At 64.8% G+C, this 19,158-nt stretch carries 15 protein-coding genes; 2 read left to right on the forward strand and 13 right to left on the reverse strand.

Annotation, left to right across the window (positions count from 1 at the left end; genetic code table 11):
• Nucleotides 1-183: 183 nt before the first annotated feature.
• Nucleotides 184-1,008 (reverse strand): NAD(P)-dependent oxidoreductase, encoded by an 825-nt coding sequence (locus IVB18_RS35710; RefSeq protein ID WP_247984985.1) that lies wholly within the window; start codon nucleotides 1,006-1,008, stop codon nucleotides 184-186.
• 91 nt (nucleotides 1,009-1,099) lie between these two features.
• Between IVB18_RS35710 and IVB18_RS35715 the strand changes: the two genes are divergently transcribed.
• Nucleotides 1,100-2,080, forward strand: coding sequence for an SMP-30/gluconolactonase/LRE family protein (locus IVB18_RS35715; protein ID WP_247984986.1), 981 nt, complete (start codon nucleotides 1,100-1,102; stop codon nucleotides 2,078-2,080).
• 172 nt (nucleotides 2,081-2,252) lie between these two features.
• On the opposite strand, the gene IVB18_RS35720 is transcribed toward IVB18_RS35715, so the two are convergent.
• Together IVB18_RS35720 and IVB18_RS35725 are read right to left on the reverse strand one after the other, a co-directional pair.
• Nucleotides 2,253-3,683: an aldehyde dehydrogenase family protein gene (locus IVB18_RS35720; RefSeq protein ID WP_247984987.1), complete on the reverse strand. Its 1,431-nt coding sequence runs from the start codon at nucleotides 3,681-3,683 to the stop codon at nucleotides 2,253-2,255.
• Between the two features lie 284 nt (nucleotides 3,684-3,967).
• Nucleotides 3,968-6,331, reverse strand: a complete 2,364-nt coding sequence (locus tag IVB18_RS35725; RefSeq protein ID WP_247984988.1) for a transketolase — start codon at nucleotides 6,329-6,331, stop codon at nucleotides 3,968-3,970.
• Nucleotides 6,332-6,463: 132 nt separating this feature from the next.
• On the opposite strand from IVB18_RS35725, the gene IVB18_RS35730 reads away from it, so the two are divergent.
• Nucleotides 6,464-6,925: an Lrp/AsnC family transcriptional regulator gene (locus IVB18_RS35730; RefSeq protein ID WP_247984989.1), complete on the forward strand. Its 462-nt coding sequence runs from the start codon at nucleotides 6,464-6,466 to the stop codon at nucleotides 6,923-6,925.
• Between the two features lie 4 nt (nucleotides 6,926-6,929).
• Here IVB18_RS35730 and IVB18_RS35735 read toward each other — a convergent pair whose 3' ends face one another.
• From IVB18_RS35735 to ntrB, 10 genes are all read right to left on the reverse strand, one after another.
• Complete coding sequence (locus IVB18_RS35735; protein ID WP_247984990.1) at nucleotides 6,930-8,009, reverse strand: zinc-binding dehydrogenase; 1,080 nt, start codon at nucleotides 8,007-8,009, stop codon at nucleotides 6,930-6,932.
• A gap of 60 nt (nucleotides 8,010-8,069) precedes the next feature.
• A complete protein-coding gene (locus IVB18_RS35740; protein WP_247991804.1) occupies nucleotides 8,070-9,011 on the reverse strand; it encodes a DMT family transporter in 942 nt (313 codons plus the stop codon).
• Between the two features lie 188 nt (nucleotides 9,012-9,199).
• A complete protein-coding gene (locus IVB18_RS35745) occupies nucleotides 9,200-10,039 on the reverse strand; it encodes an aldo/keto reductase (RefSeq protein ID WP_247984991.1) in 840 nt (279 codons plus the stop codon).
• Nucleotides 10,040-10,124: 85 nt separating this feature from the next.
• A complete protein-coding gene (locus tag IVB18_RS35750; RefSeq protein ID WP_247991805.1) occupies nucleotides 10,125-11,027 on the reverse strand; it encodes an SMP-30/gluconolactonase/LRE family protein in 903 nt (300 codons plus the stop codon).
• Nucleotides 11,028-11,230: 203 nt separating this feature from the next.
• Nucleotides 11,231-13,936 (reverse strand): nitrate reductase, encoded by a 2,706-nt coding sequence (locus IVB18_RS35755; RefSeq protein ID WP_247984992.1) that lies wholly within the window; start codon nucleotides 13,934-13,936, stop codon nucleotides 11,231-11,233.
• Between the two features lie 14 nt (nucleotides 13,937-13,950).
• Entirely contained in the window at nucleotides 13,951-15,168 is a 1,218-nt protein-coding gene (locus tag IVB18_RS35760) for an FAD-dependent oxidoreductase (protein ID WP_256476515.1), read from the reverse strand.
• A gap of 10 nt (nucleotides 15,169-15,178) precedes the next feature.
• Entirely contained in the window at nucleotides 15,179-15,607 is a 429-nt protein-coding gene (locus IVB18_RS35765; protein WP_247984993.1) for a globin family protein, read from the reverse strand.
• A gap of 122 nt (nucleotides 15,608-15,729) precedes the next feature.
• The gene (locus tag IVB18_RS35770; RefSeq protein WP_247984994.1) at nucleotides 15,730-17,109 is read right to left on the reverse strand and encodes an MFS transporter; all 1,380 of its coding nucleotides are present in this window, start codon (nucleotides 17,107-17,109) and stop codon (nucleotides 15,730-15,732) included.
• 321 nt (nucleotides 17,110-17,430) lie between these two features.
• A complete protein-coding gene (locus IVB18_RS35775; RefSeq protein ID WP_247984995.1) occupies nucleotides 17,431-18,225 on the reverse strand; it encodes an ABC transporter ATP-binding protein in 795 nt (264 codons plus the stop codon).
• Nucleotides 18,226-18,237: 12 nt separating this feature from the next.
• A complete protein-coding gene (gene ntrB / locus IVB18_RS35780; RefSeq protein WP_247984996.1) occupies nucleotides 18,238-19,134 on the reverse strand; it encodes a nitrate ABC transporter permease in 897 nt (298 codons plus the stop codon).
• Nucleotides 19,135-19,158 lie beyond the last annotated feature (24 nt).

Below are 19,158 nucleotides of genomic sequence, written 5' to 3' on the forward strand. Positions count from 1 at the left end.
GAGCGGCGTTTCTTTCGCCTCTCCCCGCTTGCGGGGAGAGGCCGGAATTCGCGCGAAGCGCGGATTCCGGGTGAGGGGACTCTCCGCGAGTCCAACTCTCACCTCCCTCGCGGAAACTCCCCCTCACCCCAACCCTCTCCCCGCAAGCGGGGCGAGGGAGCACACCGGCGTTCGCGTCAAACGCTAGCGCTTGGTCCAGTCGATGATCCGGCTCGCATCGCCGTCGAACTCCACGCTGGCGAATGAGCCGCCTTGGTAGTGATCGGCAATCGGATCCGGCTTCAGCTTGGCCTGCTCGGCCATCGCGTGCTGCACATGATCCTCAGAGCGGCCGGTCGGGCGGTAGCCGAACTCGTAGGCGCGGTGGTTGTCCCACCAGGCGCGCTCGTTCAGAGACACTCCGTAGAAGATCTCGAAATGAATATCGGGATGCTCGAGCCCGATCTGGCAGAGCTGCACCAGGTCTTCCGGCTTGAGCCACATCGAGATGCGGCGATGATCGAGCGGCCTCTCGTCGCAATTGCCGATCCGGATGCAGGTGACCTTCAGCCCGTGCTTGTCGGCATAGAGCGACCCCACTGCTTCACCGAACACCTTGCTCACGCCGTAACGGCCGTCCGGACGCACGGTGACGTCGGTGTCGATCCTGCGGTGGCGCGGATAAAAGCCGACCGTATGGTTGGACGAGGCGAACACCACGCGCTTGACACCCTTTCGGTACGCGGCCTCGAACAGATTGTAGCCGCCGATGATGTTGGCCTGGAGGATATCGTCCCAGGGGCCTTCGACCGAATAGCCGCCGAAATGGATGATGCCGTCGACGCCCTCGCAGATCGCCTCGACCTGCGCCATGTCGGACAGGTCCGCCGCCTTGAACTTCTCGTTCGGGCCGAGATCGGCCGGTGCGCGGATGTCGCTGAGCAGGAGGTCCGGATAGATCGGCGGCAGCAGTTTTCGCAGGCGCGTTCCGATCCCGCCCGAAGCTCCCGTCATCAAGATGCGCGGCATGTCTTCCCTCGTATTTGACGACCGATTTGCGGTCATAGGTCACTGATGGTAGCAGACTTGGACAGAGGGAACGCAACGACGAGAATTGCACATGAACGATGCATCGTCCCAATTCCAAGAAAGGCCGCAAGGCTGGCGGTCGGCGACTTATTACCCCGATCCGGCGATAAGTACACTGGACCCGCGCTTCGAAAAATACTGGTTGAAGCTTTCGGCCGTGGAGCGGCTGGCGACCGGCCTGCGCTGGGCCGAAGGTCCGGTGTGGTTCGGCGACGGGCGGTATCTGCTGTGCAGCGATATCCCGAACCAGCGCATCATCAAATGGGAAGAGGAAACCGGCGCCGTCAGCGTCTTCCGCAAGCCCTCCAATTTCGCCAACGGCAACACCCGCGATCGCCAGGGCCGGCTGATCACCTGCGAGCATGGCGGCCGCCGCGTGACCCGCACCGAATATGACGGCTCGATCACGGTGCTGATGGACTCCTTTGGCGGCAAGCGGCTGAACTCGCCGAACGACGTAGTCGTGAAGTCCGACGGTTCGATCTGGTTCACCGATCCGACCTTCGGCCTGCTCGGCAATTACGAGGGCTACAAGGCGGAGCCCGAGATCGACCCGAACGTCTATCGCCTCGATCCCGCAACCGGCAAGGCGACCATCGTCGCTGAAGGCGTGCTTGGACCCAACGGGCTGTGCTTCTCGCCCGACGAGGCAATCCTCTACGTCGTGGAATCGCGCGGTGTGCCGAACCGCAAGATCCTGGCCTATGACGTCTCGGCGGACGGCACCACGATTGCCAACAAGCGCGTCATCATCGATGCCGGTCCGGGCACGCCGGACGGCATGCGCTGCGACATCGACGGCAATCTCTGGTGCGGCTGGGGCATGGGCGATCCCGAGCTCGACGGCGTTGTGGTGTTCGCGCCCGACGGCGTCATGATCGGCCGCATCGCGCTGCCCGAGCGCTGCGCCAATCTCTGCTTCGGCGGCGTCAAGCGCAACCGCCTGTTCATGGCGGCGAGCCAGTCGATCTACGCGCTGTATGTGAACACGCAGGGCGCGGTCGGGGGATAGTCTTTCCTCCGTCATTACCTTCCGTCATTGCGAGCGAAGCGAAGCAATCCAGAATCTTTCCGCGGGAGCAGCCTGGATTGCTTCGTCGCAAGAGCTCCTCGCAATGACGATGGATAAAACAACGCCGGAGCGGTTTCCCGCTCCGGCGTCGTTTTGGTTCAGACGATGAGGCTTACGCCGCGTTGAAGCCGGCGACGGCCTTCACTTCGAGGAAGTCCTCGAGGCCGTACTTGCCCCACTCGCGGCCGTTGCCCGACTGCTTGTAGCCGCCGAACGGCGCGCTGCGGTCGTTGGGCACGCCCTGGAGGTTGACGTTGCCGGCGCGGATCTGGCGGCCGACCCGCTTGGCGTTCTCGACCGTGTCGGCCGTGACGTAACCGGCAAGCCCATAGGGCGTGTCGTTGGCGATGTGCACGGCCTCGGCTTCGTCCTTGGCGCCGATGATGGTCAGCACCGGCCCGAAGATTTCCTCGCGGGCGATCGTCATGTCAGGGGTGACGTCGGCGAAGATGGTCGGGCGGACATAGAAGCCCTTGTTGACGCCCTCAGGCAGGCCCGTGCCGCCGGCGACGAGCGTTGCGCCCTCGTCGATGCCCTTCTTGATCAGCGCCTGGATCTTGTCCCACTGGCCGCGGTTGACGACCGGACCGATGGTGGTGCCTTCCGCACGCGGATCGCCCGCCTTGGTCTTGTCGGCGACAGCCTTCGCGATCGCAGCGACTTCCTTCATCTTCGACAGCGGCACGATCATGCGCGAGGGCGCGTTGCAGGACTGGCCGGAGTTGTTGAACATGTGCATCACGCCGCCGGTCACCGCCTTCTGCAGGTCAGCGCCTTCGAGGATCACGTTCGGCGACTTGCCGCCGAGCTCCTGGCTGACGCGCTTCACGGTCGGGGCCGCGCGCTTGGCAACGTCGATGCCGGCGCGGGTCGAGCCGGTGAAGGAGATCATGTCGATGTCGGGATGCTCGCTCATGGCGGCGCCGACCTCGGGGCCGAGGCCGTTGACGAGATTGAACACGCCCTTCGGCACGCCGGCTTCGTGGAGGATTTCCGCGAAGATCAGCGCCGAGGTCGGCGTGAACTCCGACGGCTTCAGGATCATGGTGCAGCCGGCGGCGAGCGCAGGCGCGACCTTGCAGGCGATCTGATTGAGCGGCCAGTTCCAGGGCGTGATCATGCCGACCACGCCGACCGGCTCGCGCAGTACCATAGCAGTGCCGACCGGTTCCTCGAAGTGATAGTTCTTGAGCACGTCGAGCGTGGTCATGAGATGGCCGAGGCCGGCGCCGGCCTGGAGCTTCTCCGCCATCGGCAGCGGCGCGCCCATCTCGTCGGAGACGGCGGCGCCGATCTCCTTGAGGCGGCCCTTGTAGACCTCGATGACTTTCGAGAGCAGCGCGACGCGCTCCTCGCGGCTGGTCTGGGAGAAGGTTGCAAAGGCGCGCTTGGCGGCGGCGACGGCCTTGTCCACGTCGGCCTTGGAGCCCAGCGCAATCTCGTACATCGCCTCTTCGGTCGCCGGATTGACCACGGCGGTGGACTTCTTGACGGCGGGATCGACCCAGGCGCCGTCGATGTAGAATTGCATGCGATTGACCATCGTTAACCTCTTCTTGGGTATGGAGGGGGCGTTTCGGCAGGCATCCTTGCACGAAAGCGCCGGCAATTGAACCCGCCATGTGCGGGGCCAGCGTTGCGGCGGACGGGGAGTATATGAGCGGAGAGAGGGAGCGAGGCAAGGCTCTCACCCCATTGACGGTGTCGTCCCGGCGAAGGCCGGGACCCATAGCCACAGGATCCAGTTGGTTTGCTCAGGTGTCTACCGCCGGCGACCTACAACAATCGCTGCGGAGTATGGGCCCCGGCTTTCGCCGGGGCGACGAATTACACCGCCATCTTGCGATGGAGCACCGGCGCGCCGGTGGTGAGGCTTTCGGCCGCATCGATGATGGCATTGGCGTCGATGCCGTAGTGGCGGTAGAGGTCGGCGATCGTGCCGGTCTGGCCGAACTGCTCGACGCCGAGCGCCTCGACGCGGTGGCCGCGAACACTGCCGAGCCAGCCGAGCGCCGCCGGATAGCCGTCGATCACGGTCACGATGCCGCAGTCGCGCGGCAGCGGCGCCAAGAGCTTCTCGATGTGGCTGAGGTGCTGCACGCCGCGGCGATCGCGCCGCAACTTTCGCGCCGCAGTCCAGCCGGCGTGGAGACGATCCGCCGAGGTGATCGCAAGCAGGCCGATGTCGCGCCGGCTCTCGCCGATGAAGCCGGTCGCCTCGATCGCTTCCGGCGCGACCGCGCCGGTATAGGCGATCACGAGTTCGGCATTGGGGCCCGGCTTGCGCAGCCAATAGGCGCCGTCGGTGATGCCCTGCTCCAGCTCCGGCGTCATGATGCGCTGCGCCTGCTCGATGCTGCGCGTCGAGAGCCGCAGATAGACCGATCCGCCCTCGCCCGGATCGCGCTGCATGTGGTTGAAACCCCAGCCCATGATCACGGCGAGCTCGTCGACGAAGGCCGGCTCGAACGAGGCGAGCCCGTCCTGCGCCATGCCGATCAGCGGCGTCGCGATCGATTGATGCGCCCCGCCTTCCGGCGCGAGCGTGATGCCGGAGGGCGTCGCCGCCACCATGAAGCGCGCATCCTGGTAGCAAGCGTAGTTCAGCGCATCGAGGCCGCGCTCGATGAAGGGATCGTAGAGCGTGCCGACCGGCAGCAGCCGTTCGCCGTTGATCTGGTGCGACAGGCCGAGCGCCGAGAGCATGATGAACAGGTTCATCTCGGCGATGCCGAGCTCGAGATGCTGGCCTTTCGGCGAGGCGTCCCAGTTGAAGGTCGAAGGAATTTTCTCGCTGCGGAATAAATCCGCCTTCTCGGCACGCGCGAACAGGCCGCGCCGGTTCACCCACGGTCCGAGGTTGGTGGAGACCGTCACGTCCGGCGACGTCGTCACGATGCGCTTGGCAAGCTCGCTGTCGCCGCGCGCGATCTCGTTCAGCACGAGGCCAAAACCCTGCTGGGTCGACATCTGCGGCGACGGCTTGAACGCGAGTTGCGACGGCACCTCGACGACGGGCGCAGTCAGCCGGCGGCCGTCCTGGTTGAACGGCACGCGCGCGAGGAAGGCGTCGAGCTCGGCAGCGTCCTGCGCGAGGCCCTCGTACTTGTCCCATTCGTTGCCCGGGCGAATGTTCTGGCTCGTGCGATATTTCTCCATCTGCGCAACCGTCATCAGGCCGGCATGATTGTCCTTGTGGCCCTGGAACGGCAGGCCGACGCCCTTGATGGTGTAGGCGATGAAGCACACCGGGCGATCGTGATCGACGGATTCGAAGGCGTCCAGCATGCTCGCCATATCGTGGCCGCCGAGATTCGACATCAGCGCCAGCAGCTCGTCGTCGCTGCGACGGTCGATCAGTTTCGTGATCGGTCCCTGGTCGCCGATCTCGTCGTGCAGGTGCTTGCGGAAGGCCGCGCCGCCCTGGAAGCATAGCGCCGCATAGAGTGCGTTGGGGCAATTGTCGATCCAGCGCTTCAGCGCTTCGCCACCAGGCTCGGCGAAGGCCTCACGCATCAGGCGGCCGTATTTCACGATCACCACGTCCCAGCCGAAATTGCGGAACATGGTCTCGAATTTTTCCCAGAGACCTTCGCGCACGACGGCATCGAGCGACTGGCGATTATAGTCGACCACCCACCAGGTGTTGCGCAGGCCGTGCTTCCAGCCCTCGGCGAGCGCCTCGAAGATGTTGCCTTCGTCCATTTCGGCGTCGCCGACGAGCGCGATCATCCGTCCTTCGCGGCGATCCTTCATCCAGCCATGCGCCTTGACGTAGTCCTGCACCAGCGAGGCGAACAGCGTCTGCGCGACGCCGAGGCCCACCGAGCCGGTCGAGAAATCGACGTCGTCGGCATCCTTGGTGCGCGAGGGATAGGATTGTGCACCCTTGAAGCCGCGGAAATTCTCGAGCTTCTCGCGCGTCTGCCGGCCGAACAGATACTGGATGGCGTGGAACACCGGGCTCGCATGCGGCTTCACCGCGACGCGATCCTCCGGCCGCAGCACGTGGAAATACAGCGCCGACATGATGGTCGCGAGCGAGGCCGACGAGGCCTGGTGGCCGCCGACCTTCAGGCCGTCCGAGCTGGTGCGGATGTGGTTGGCGTGATGGATGGTCCATGACGACAGCCACAGCGCCTTGCGGGAGAGCGCGGTCAGGGTTTCGAGACGAGCGGGATCAACGGGCATGGCGGTGCTCCGGAAATAAGGCCCGATAATACGCCTGAGGGTCGCGCCAAACTTCTCAATTTTTCGCGCCATACCCCGCCGATATTGGGATATTTTACCAGCGGACACCCATGGAATACAGGTTTCATCCCAATGCCCGAGCTCGACGCCATCGACCGAAAAATCCTCGCGCTGCTCCAGAACGACAGCAGGCTGACCATGCAGGAACTTGCCGAAAAGGTCGGGCTCTCAGCCTCGCCCTGCCATCGCCGCGTCAAGCTGCTGGAGGAGCGCGGCGTCATCAGCCGCTATATCGCGACCGTCGATCAGAAGGCGCTGGGCTTGCATGTCAGCGTCTTCATCTCGATCAAGCTGGCGCGGCAGAAGGAGGAGGACCTCAACCGCTTTGCGCGCGCGATCTCGAAATGGGATGAGGTCTTGGAATGCTATCTGATGACCGGCAACCGCGACTATCTGCTCCGCGTCGTCGCGGCCGACCTTTCCTCCTATGAGGCGTTCCTGAAGAACAAGCTGACCCGGCTCGACGGCATCGCCTCGATCGAGTCGAGCTTCGCGCTGAGCCAGGTCAAATATTCGATCGCGCTGCCGGTCTAGGGCGTCAGCGCCACGGCTGCACGATGATCTTGGTGTGCGCCTCGGGATTGGCGAGGTCGGCAAAGGCTTTTGCGACGCCGTCGATGCCGACTTCGGCGGTCACCATCGCCGCGGCATCCACCTGCCCTTCCGCGATCAGGCGCAGTGAAGCTGCGAACTCGTCCGGCGTGTAGCCGAGCACGTATTGGACATTGAGCTCCTTCATGATGCCGAGCATGGGCTCGCTTCTGTCGGTCTCCATGCAGACGCCGACTACGACAATCCTCGCATCGCGCGGGGCGCCTTCGAACACCTGCTGCAACAGGCCGGGCACGCCGACGCATTCGAAGATGATCGCGGGCTTGAGCGCCGGCAGCATGGCTTGCAACGGCGGCCGAGCCGCCTTCTCCGCGTCCGACATCTGCGCGTGCTCGGCCCAGGTCGCGTAGGGCTGTGACACCCTGGGATCGACGACGATGTCGGCGCCGAGCCTTGCGGCGAGCGCGCGCCGCGACGGCGAATAGTCGGCGGCAACGATCGGATGCAAGCCCTTGATCCTGAGCGCGGCGATGACCGCGAGCCCGACCGGCCCGCAGCCGATCACAAGCGGCACCTCGCCGCCGCGAATATTGGCCTTGGCCACCGCATGAACGCCGACGGCCAGCGGCTCGGTCAGCGCGGCGTGTTCCGGCGCAAGGCCGTTGGGCACTTCGAGCAGCAGCGGCTCGCTCAACAGCATCGCCTCGGCGTAGCCGCCGATATTGTCGTTGGAATAACCGATACCCTCGATGCCCTGCGGCGTCACGAGCGCCGGCAGCGAGCAGACGCGGGTGCCGGGCTTGAGCTTCCGCGCCGTGCCCGGGCCGTAGTCGACGATCTCACAGCAGAACTCATGGCCGAACACGACATCGCGGGCGAGGTCCATCGGCTTGCGCCCGACCTTCCTCGCCATCTCCACCATGCGTTGGGCGTGCTGGCGCGCGTGCAGATCGGAGCCGCAGATGCCGCAGGCGAGCGTCTTGACCAAGACCTGGCCGGGGCTTGGCTTCGGCTCCGCCATCCGGTCGACGACAATCTCACCGTTCCTGAAAATCGCAGCGCGCATCCGGCTCCTCCCTTGTTGTCGGAGCCGTTGATAGCACGAAGCGGGACGCGCGATATTGCGTCAGGGGTTCGGGGAACGCTCTTCCAGCACCAGCAGCTGGGCGCGGCGGATGCGCTCGCGATGGGCGATGTAGAGGCCGCTGGCGACGATGAAGGCCGCACCAATGATGGTCCAGATATCGGGCAGCTCGCCGAAGATGAAGAAGCCTAAAATGCTGACCCAGAGCAGCTGCGTGTAGGAGAACGGCGCCAGCACCGAGGCATCGCCATAGCGATAGGCCAGCACGATGATCCACTGGCCGACAGTGGACGCGACGCCAATCACGATGCCAAGCCCGATCGCGGTCCAGCTCGGCGTCACCCAGACGAACGGCACCATTGCAGTCAGGATCGCAACGCCCGTGAGCGCAGAATAGGCCATCGTGGTGACGACGGCTTCCCGTCCGCTGATCATGCGCGTCAGGATCAGTGCGGCGGCCCAGCAGAACGCCGAGATGATTGGGAAGACCGCGGCGACGTGGAACGCGCTCGAGCCCGGTCGCAGGATGATCATCACGCCCGTCAACCCGATCGCCGTCGCGATCCAGCGGCGCATGCCGACCTTCTCGCTGAGGAAGACGATCGACAACGCGGTGACGAACAGCGGCGCAACGAAGCCGGTGGCGGATGCTTCCGCAATCGGCAGGAAGCCGAGGCCGGTGATGAAGAACAGCGAGGAGCCGAGCAGCGCCACACCGCGCATCAGTTGCAGACCGAGCCGCTCGGTATGCATCGCATAGAGCGGCGAGCGCGGCAGCATCACCGGCGTGAACATCAGCGCGAAGGTCAGAAAGCGGATCCAGGTGATCTCGATCGAGGGTAGGCTCGTCGACAGATATTTCGCAGTGACGTCGGAGCAGCCGAGGAACACTGTCGACAACAGCACCAGCGCAATGCCTTTGAAGGGATGGTCGACGCGCGCGGGTGCGCGGCGGCCGACGTTCTTCTTCGCGGGCACGGGCATGGAAATACTGTCGAGCCTTGCGGCTGCGGCGGGCGGCGGAGTCACGGCTGGAACTCTGGAAAATGGCGAATCGGGAGCGGCTGCAAAAAACGACAATTGCGCCGGGTTCACAACTTCCGAAAACAGGATGCCGATATGCGCTGAGGTCAGCGCGCGTCAACGCTCCGTTAACAGTGCGCGATTGTGCACTACAGCATCGGCAGGCCGCGCGGCTTCGGACCGCGCGGAAACGCCGCATCCAGCGCCGCAATCTCGTCTTTCGTCAGCACGAGATCGCCGGCCGCAGCATTTTCGCCGGCATGTTCCGCGGACGACGCCTTCGGGATCGCGAACACCGTAATCGCACGGGTGAGAAAGCTCAACGCGACCTGACGCGGCGTTGCACGCCGCGCTTCTGCGATGCGCGCGAGCACCGCGCCGCCCTTGCTGCTGCTTGCAGGAAAATCGTCATGCCCGAACGGCGAATAGGCCACGACAGCGACGCCATGCCGTTCGCACCACGGGATCACCGCATGCTCGATCGCACGCTCCTTGAGATGATAGAGCACCTGATTGCAGGCGATCCTGCCCTCGCCTGCAACGTCGAGAATTTCGTCGAGATCGTCAGCGTCGAAATTGGAGACGCCCCAGGATCTGATCTTGCCCGCCTTCACTAGCTCCTCAAAGGCGGCGACGGTGTCCTCCAGCGGATAGGAACCGCGCCAGTGCAGCAGATAGCAATCGAGCCGGTCCGTCTTCAGCCGTTTCAACGACCGCTCGCAGGCCGCGATGGTGCCACCGCGTGAAGCGTTGCTCGGCAGCACTTTTGAAACCAGGAACACTTCGTCGCGGCGACCGGCGATCGCATCTGCAATGACGAGCTCGGCGTCACCGTACATCTCGGCGGTGTCGATATGGGTCATGCCGAGATCGAGCCCGCGCTGAAGCGCCGCGATCGCGCGCTTGCGGTCGCCATGGTCGAGATACCAGGTGCCCTGCCCGATGACGGACACGTTTGCGCCGGTCTGGCCGAAGGGATTTGTGTTCATGTTCGTTACGATCTCCGATGTCTGTTCTCCCTCTCGCCGTCCTTACGGGGCCCCGCAAGCGGGGAGAGGCGAAGGAGCGGCGGGCTCAAGAGTTCAGTTCACCGATATCCGCGACGAGAACGCTGCCGGTCCCGGATTCAGTAATGTAGAGACGATTCTTGTTCGCACCACCGATCGCGACATTCGTACAGTTCGGCCCCGCGCACGACTTGATCCGCGCGATCAATTCGCCGTTGGGCGCGAACACGAAGACGTGGCCGAGCGAGGCGTGGCCGACGAACAGGCGGCCGGCCGCGTCCATGGTCATGCCGTCGGGGCCGCTGGTGCCGAACAGCGAGCAGAAGCGCCCGACCTTCGACACGCAGCCGTCCTGCATGAACGGCAGCCGCCACACCGCATTGTCGCGCGTCATTGCGACGAACAGCACGGTTTCGCTGGGATCGAGCACCAGGCCGTTCGGGCTGATGCCGGTGTGGATCAGGCAATCGAGGCGACCAGTCGATGTCAGCCGATAAACACGGCCGCTCGGATCGTGCAGGCCGGTCTGGCCCTGATCGGTGAAATAGATGTCGCCGTTGGAGGCGAGATGTAGATCGTTGCAGCCGCGGAACGATTCTGAATTGCGCGCGGTCAGCACCGGCTTCATGCGCCCAGCCCTGGCGTCGAGCTCCATGATACCGTGCATGTAGTCGGCGACCAGGACGCGGCCGTCGGCCGCGATCTTCAATCCGTTCGGCCAGCCCTCATATTCGATCACCAGCGACCATTCGCCATCAGGCGCGATGCGGAAGATGCGGCCGAAGGGGATGTCGACGATGTAGAGATTGCCGTCCTTGTCGAACGACGGCCCCTCGATGAAGCTATCCGTCGGCACACCCGGCCGGTTGGCGTCGGCCCAATCGGTTCGCACACCCTTGCGGCGGAATTTGTCGGGCATCGCTGAGAAGACTTTGGTTTCGATCAGGCGCGGCGGCGTTTCCAGGTACATCATGGTTGTTATGTTTCTCGGGCTGGCGGAATGCGCGGCAGCATAGGGCACAATGGCGAGCCCGTCGATCGGCGCGGATGACATGGCCTCATTGGGGTGCGACGGTGCAACACCCTCCGCGTCGTCCTGGCGAAAGCCAGGACGACGTTGGGGAGATGCCGTGCACTCCGCCTCATCAAAATGACGGTGGAGAGAGCCGTAGCCTAACTCGCCGCGCCCGCGAGCTTGCCTTGCTTTGCGGGAGCTGCCTCAGTCGTCGCGATGAGACGCTTCAATTCAGGAATGCAGGAGCCGCAATTGGTGCCGGCCTTGAGTTTTGCGCCGATCTCGGCCGCGGTGCGCGCGCCGGTGGCGATGGTGTCGCAGATGGTGCCGCGGCCGACGCCGAAGCAGGCGCAGACGATCGGGCCGGTCGAGGCGGCGCCTTCGCTGGACTTGCCGGACAGCAGCATGCGGCGCTGCTCGTCGGTGACGTGATCGGCCACGAACAGGCTCTTCACCACCTCCCAGTCACCGGCATCATGCGCGGGGCCGACGAACAGGCAGGTCTCGATGCGGTCACCCGCGAACGACGCCGCACGGTACACGCCGCCGCCGAAATCGCGATAGTCGGCGACGTCCTCGCCGGCAACGCCATCGAGCCAGGCCGGCCAGCGCGCGAGATCGGCATTGTCGGCGAAGAGATAGCCAAAGCCGCCCGCGACCGTGACGCGGGTCCACAACAGGTTCGACGGCAGATCGAGCTGCTTTCGCGAGAGCGCGAAGCCGCGGAAGACATATTCATACGGCGCGATCGCAGCGGGCGTCGCCTTCGACTCCGGCTGGCCCGAGAACGGATCGGTGAACGGTGCGACCAGCGCGCCGACGCGGCCGTGCGAGGCGTTCATCGCGCTCCAGTGGATCGGCGCAAACAGCGTGCCGCGCTGCTGGCGCTCGCTGACGACGGCCTTCAGGATGCACTGGCCGTAGTCGGTGGTGATGCGGGCAAAGCCGTCATGGGCGATGCCGTATTTGTTGGCGTCGTCGGGATGGATCTCGACAAACGGCTCGGGCAGATGCGCGCCCAGCCGCTGGCTGAGACCTGTGCGCGTCATGGTGTGCCACTGGTCGCGGATTCGCCCGGTGTTGAGCCGCAGCGGGCGCGAGGCGCTGGTCTCGCTACGCAGCGCCGGCATCTCCGGCGCAACAAAACGGCCCTTGCCGTCATTGGTGAAGAAGCCGCCTTGCGCAAAGAAGCGCTCGCCGGGCATCTCGCCTTCGCGGGCGGGCCACTGCACCGGCTTCAGCGCATCGAAAGCTTCGTCGGACAGCGAGGTAAGCGCGCCGATGTCGAAGTCGCGGCTGCCATCGTTCTCGAACGCCGAGAGCGCGGCATGCTCACGGAAAATGTCGGCGGCCGATTTGTAGTTGAAGCTGTCGCCAAAGCCGAGGCGCTTGGCGGTCTCGCTGAGAATCCACCAGTCCGGCCGCGCCTCGCCCGGCGCCGGCAGGAACGAGCGCTGGCGCGAGATGCGGCGCTCGGAATTGGTCACGGTGCCCGACTTCTCGCCCCACGCGAGCGCGGGCAGGAGCACGTGCGGGCCGGCGTCGACTGTGTCGTTGGAGAGCACGTTCTCGGAGACCACGAACAGCTCGAGCTTCTTCAGCGCCTCGCGCACGAAGTCGGCATCGGGCAGCGACACCGCGGGGTTGGTGCCCATCACCCACAGCGCCTTGACCTCGCCGCGGTTGATCGCCTCGAACAACTGCACCGCCTTCAGCCCCTCATGGGTAGCGATGCGCGGCGCCTTCCAGAACCGCCGCACGCGATCGATGTCCGGCGGCGTGAAGTTCATATGCGCGGCGAGCTGGTTGGCAAGGCCGCCGACCTCGCGGCCGCCCATCGCGTTGGGCTGGCCGGTGAGCGAGAACGGCGAAGCGCCCGGCTTGCCGATACGGCCGGTGGCAAGATGGCAGTTCAGGATCGCGTTGACCTTGTCGGTGCCCTGCGCCGACTGGTTGACGCCCTGCGAGTACAGCGTGACGACGCGCGGCGTGTCGCGGAACATCTTGAAGAAGGTCGCGACGTCCTGCTCGGTGAGGCCGGTGGCAAGCGCCGTCGCAGTCACGCTGCCGGCGATGCTGCGCGCGCGCGCGAGCGCGTCGTCAAAGCCCGAGGTGTTCTGCGCGATGTAGTCCTGGTCCAGTGCGCCATTGTCGGCGAGATGGGCGAAGAGCCCCGAGAACAGCGCCGTGTCGGTGCCGGGCTTGAGGCCCAGGAACAGATCGACGTCGCCGGCGGTATCGGTGCGGCGCGGATCGATCACGATCATGCGGGCACCGCGCTCCTGCCGGTTCCTGAGCATGCGCTGGAACAGCACGGGGTGGCACCAGGCGGCGTTCGAGCCGACGAACACCAGGAGATCGGCCTGATCGAGATCCTCGTAGCAGCCGGGCACGGTGTCGGCACCGAAGGCGCGGCGATGGCCGGCGACCGAAGACGACATGCAGAGCCGCGAATTGGTGTCGACATTGGCGGTGCCGACAAAGCCTTTCATCAGCTTGTTGGCGACGTAATAGTCCTCGGTCAGCAGTTGACCCGAGAGATAGAACGCGACCGCGTCGGCGCCGTCGCGCGCGACGATGTGCTGCATGCGGTGGGCAACGTGGTCGAGCGCGTCGCTCCAAGCGACGCGCTCCAGCACGCCCTTGCAGCGGATCATCGGATAGAGCAGACGGCTTTCCAGCCCGACGGTCTCGCCGAGTGCCGAACCCTTCGAGCACAGCCGGCCGAAATTGGCGGGATGATCGGGATCACCCGCGATCGCCGCACCGCCCTTGACGTCGGGCGTCGCCAGCACGCCGCAGCCGACGCCGCAATAGGGGCAGGTCGTCTTGGTGGTGCGGAGCGTTGGATCGATCGCCGTCATATCAAGCCGCCCTATCAAGCTGCCTTGGAAGGACGCGCGAGCGCGCGGCCAAACATCATGTCGGTGCGGATCGCGACAACCTTTTCGCGATTGCGGATCAGCTCAAGATACCAGAGCGCATCGACGGTATCGCCGATCAGCACCGCGCCGGTGAGCCGGCCGTCGGCGATGACGAGCTTCTTGTAGGTGCCGCGCCTGCGGTCGGTGAGCACGAGGCTCTCGCTGCCCTCCCCGCCCATGAAGTCGCCGGCGGAGAATACGCTCACGCCCGAGACCTTCAGATTGGTCGAGACCACGCTGCCCTGGTAGGAAGCAGGCCGGCCCGCGAGATGCCGCGCAAGAACGCGGGCCTGCTCGTAAGCCGGCTCGACGAGGCCATAGCAGGTGCCGCGGTGCTCGGCGCATTCGCCGAGCGCGTAGGTGTCGGGAGACGCGGTCTGCATCACGTCGTTGACGACGATGCCGCGATTGACTGCGATGCCTGCGTCCTTGGCCAGCGCGATGTTGGGCCTGATCCCGGCGGCGAAGATCACGGCATCGGCCTCGATGCGGGGGCCGTCGGCGAGTTCGACGGCTTCGACGTGGCCCTCGCCATGGATGCGGGCGGTCGAGGCGTTGAGCAGGATGCGGATGCCCTTGCGCTCGACCAGCGTCTTCAGCAGGTCGGCCGCGGACGCGTCGAGCTGGCGCTCCATCAGCCGGTCCATCAGATGCAGCAACGTCACCGGCGCGCCGGCCTTGGCAAGACCGTAAGCCGCTTCGAGCCCGAGCAGGCCGCCGCCGACCACGACGACGCGCTTCTTGCCGGCCGCAAGCGTCAGCAACAGGTCGACGTCGCGGGTGTCGCGAAAGGTGTGCACACCGGCGAGATCGGCGCCGGGCACGTTCAGCCGCAACGGCGTCGAGCCGGTGGCGAGCACGAGCTTGGAATATTCCACGCTCTCTTCGCCCTCGATCTTGAGCTCGCGGCGGCCGGTGTCGATCTCGGTGACGCGATAGCCGTAGCGCACCGTGACGCCGCGATGGCGCCACCAGTCGGCTGGCCGGAGCTCGATCTCGTGCGAGCCGGTTTCGCCGGCAAGCACGGATGAGAGCAGCACGCGGTTGTAAGCGAGTCGCGGCTCGTCGCCGATCACTGCGACCGCGTAGCGGCCGAGCGCGGTCTTGGCGAGCTCGTCGACCAGGCGCGCGGCCGCCATACCGTTACCGACGATGACGAGCGGTTCACTCACAAGACATCTCCTATTCAGCAGCCTGCGACTGCGCGCCGTAGGCCTCGGAAATCATGAAGCCGGACAGCACGCCGTAGGCGTCGGTCCAGGCTTTTGCCAGTTCGGGCGTCCAGGCCTCGCCGAGCCCCTTCTCCAGGGTCCACAGCAAGGTCGCGCCGACCACCGGGTAGTGCTCGGCCTTGGCGCCATAGGCGACGTGACGCTTGGCCAGCGCCGAGGCCGCGGGAAGGATAGATTCGAGGTTCGACAGGCCGCCGACGACGGCGGCGAGCATGCCCATCAGCTTCTTGCGCTGCTCGGTCATGTCTTCGGGAAACATCGCACGCACGGACGGCGCCACCTCGAACAGGCGATCGTAGAACAGCACCGCGGCCTGCGCGGAAATCGGCGCGACCTTGGAAAAGCTCTGCTGGACGAGGGTGATCTGCTCTGGCGTCATGATGTTCTCCTGCCTGTTTCGGTTTGCCTTTGTCCGCGCCGTTGCGGAGAAAGTTCATGGTTCAAACGTCATCAGCGAGACTTCTCCCCGCGTACGGGGAGAAGCGACATTCGTGCCAAGTGTCACACGCGTGCTTCGGCGAGGCTTGGCGCGCCTTCACCCTGCGGGCTGCGACGCAGGTAGAACCACCAAGTCAGGGCGAGGCAGGAGGCGTAGAAGGCGAGATAGATCGCGAGCGCCAGCTGCGGACCGCCGGTCAGGGCGATCGACTTGCCGAAACCGCTCGGGATCAGATAGCCGCCGACGGCGCCGACCGCCCCGATGAAGCCGACAGCGGCACCGCTCTCGATGCTCGCCGTCTTCATGGCGAGCGCGCGCGCCGCATCGCCCTGGCCGCGCACCCTGAACAGGTTCTGCTCGCGGAAGATCGAGGGGATCATGCGGTAGGTCGAGCCGTTGCCGATGCCCGTCGTGACGAACAGGACCAGGAACATCGACAGGAAGCCGATGAAATCCTTTTGCCCGACAAAATAAAGCACGCCGACCGTGGCCGCCGCCATCGCGATGAAGTTCCAGAAGGTGATGATGGAGCCGCCGACCTTGTCGGCGAGCCAGCCGCCGAATGGGCGCGCCAGCGAACCGACCAGCGGGCCGAGGAATGCGATCGAGATCGAGATCGAGGGAAATTGCGTCTTGATCAGCAGCGGAAATGCCGCGGAGTAGCCGATGAAGGAGCCGAACGTGCCGATATAGAGGTACGCCATGATCCAGGTGTGCTTGCGCTTGACGACCGCAAGCTGGTTCTTGATCGACGACTTGGCCGAGGTCAGGTTGTTCATGAAGAACACGGCGCCAAGCACCGCGATCGCGATCGGCAGCACCCACATCAGCCCGGCGTTTTGCAGGAACACGCCGCCGACGGGGCTTGCCTGGAAAAGGTTGATGATGCCGAGTGTCATCAGGATCGGCGTCAGGAGCTGCACGCTGGAGACACCGATATTGCCGCCGGCGGCGTTCAGGCCCAACGCCCATCCCTTCATCCGATCCGGGAAGAAGAACGAAATGTTGGTCATGCTGGAGGCAAAGTTGCCGCCGCCAAGCCCCGCGGTCGAGGCGATCAGCAGCATCAGCCAGAACGGCGTGTCCGGCTGGCTGACGAAATAGGCGAGCGACAGCGTCGGGATGAATAGGATCGCCGCGCTAAAGATGGTCCAGTTGCGGCCGCCAAAGGTCGTGACCGCGAACGTATATGGGAAGCGCATCAAGGCGCCGATCAGGCCGGGAACGGCCACGAGCTGGAACAGCTCGTCGGTCGTGTAGTGAAATCCCGCCTGCGGCAGCTTGGTGGTGACGATGCTCCAGATCAGCCACACCGAGAAGCCGATATGTTCGGCCACGATCGACCAGATCAGGTTGCGTCGCGCGATGGTCTTGCCAGTCGCATTCCAGAACGCCTCATCTTCGGGGCGCCAGTCTGAAATCCAAGTTGGATTCTTCGTCATTGAGTATCCCTTCTAGGCTCACCGCTGCGTCGTTGCAGGCTCAGCCTCCAGGCAAGGAGGCGCGCGCCGAGGCCAAGCCCCGGTGGCGAGTTCACGATGCTGATTGATGATGTTGAGGGACGTCGTCGTTGGCGTCGGAAATCGGTACTTCAATTTCCGTGCCAGTTGCCCGCCATCGGGAAATACAGGGAATTCAGAGGCTTATTCGAATTGCCCGAAGTTTTTGCAGGCCATTTTCGCATGCATATTTTGCGATTCGCTCAATCCTTGTGCGCCGCACAAGAATTGAGCTTGCGTCGTATCACGACGTTAACGACACGTTTACGCGGCTTCGACGAAGCGATGACGCTCGTAGAGGAATTCGAGCACGCGCTGCCGGCACTTCAGATAGGTGGTGTTGGTCGCGAGCTCGAGCCGCTTGCGCGGGCGCGCGAGCGGCACCTCCAGCACCTCGCCGATGCGCGCGGAAGGACCGTTGGTCATCATCACGATGCGGTCGGACAGCAGCACGGCCTCGTCGACGTCGTGGGTGATCATCAGAATGGTGTTGCCGAGCTTCTGATGCAGCGCCATCACCGAATCCTGCAAATGCGCGCGGGTCAGCGCGTCGAGCGCGCCAAAGGGCTCGTCGAGCAGCAGCACCTTCGGTTCCATCGCAAGCGCGCGGGCAATGCCGACGCGCTGCTTCATGCCGCCGGAGACCTCCGAGGGCCGCTTGTCCTTGGCGTGGGCCATCTGCACGAGGTTGAGATTGTGCATGACCCAGGCGTCGCGTTCGGCGCGGGACTTGGTCCTGGCGAAGACCTTGTCGACGCCGAGCCTGACGTTCTCGTAGACCGTCAGCCAGGGCAGCAGGCTGTGGTTCTGGAACACCACCGCGCGGTCGGGCCCCGGCGAGTTGACCTCGCGGTTCTCCAGCAGCACGCCGCCCATGGTGGCGCCGGTCAGGCCTGCAATGATGTTGAGCAGGGTCGACTTGCCGCAGCCGGAATGGCCAATGATCGAGACGTATTCGCCTTTCTCAATGGTGAGATTGATATCCTTCAGCACCTCCGTGGAGGCGGCGCCGCGGGTAAAAATCTTGTCGATGTGATCGAGCTTCAGATAGGCGCCCATGTGCTTTCCCCCTCAGTTCAGCGCGGTGCCGCGGGTGACGATCTTGCCGAGGCCTGCGATCAGGCGATCGAGCACGAAGCCGATGATGCCGACATAGAACAGCGCCAGGATGATCTCGCTGATGTGCGAGGAATTCCAGGCGTCCCAGATGAAGAAGCCGATGCCGACGCCGCCGATCAGCATTTCGGCCGCGACGATCGCAAGCCAGGACAGGCCGATGCCGATGCGCAGGCCGGTGAAGATGTAGGGCGCCGCCGCAGGGATCATGATCTTGGAGAAGAACTCGAGCGGATTGAGTTGCACCACCGCCGCGACGTTGCGGTAATCCTGCGGGATGTTGCGGATGCCGACCGCGGTGTTGATGATGATCGGCCAGATCGAGGTGATGAAGATGACGAAGATCGCCGACGGCTGGCCGTCGCGGAAGGCGGCGAGCGAGAGCGGCAGCCAGGCCAGCGGCGGGATGGTGCGCAGGACCTGAAACAGCGGATCGAGCCCGCGCATCGCCCAGACCGATTGCCCGACCAGCACGCCGAGCGCGATGCCGGCGATTGCGGAGAGCGAATAGCCGAGCGCGACGCGCTGCAGACTGGCGGAGAGATGCCAGAACAGGCCCTTGTCGATGCCGCCATGATCGAAGAACGGATCGAGGATCAGCTCCTTGGTGTCCTTGAACACCCGCGATGGCGGCGGCAGCGCCGAGCCGGCGCGGCGGCAGACGAGCTCCCACACCAGTGTCAAAAGCGCGATCACGACCAGCGGCGGGATGACGCGCACGGCGGTCTCCCTCGCCATCCGCGCGTAAGTCTCGGACCGTGGCGGACGCTTCGGCGTCATCGCGACGACCGGCGCGGCAGTGCCCGCAGGCGTCGCAGTCTCCAGGTCCATCTTCGTGGCAGGCATGTTCATCGCAATCTCTCTCCGGCTCAAGGA

This window comes from Bradyrhizobium sp. 186, from assembly GCF_023101685.1.
Taxonomy (GTDB): Bacteria; Pseudomonadota; Alphaproteobacteria; order Rhizobiales; family Xanthobacteraceae; genus Bradyrhizobium.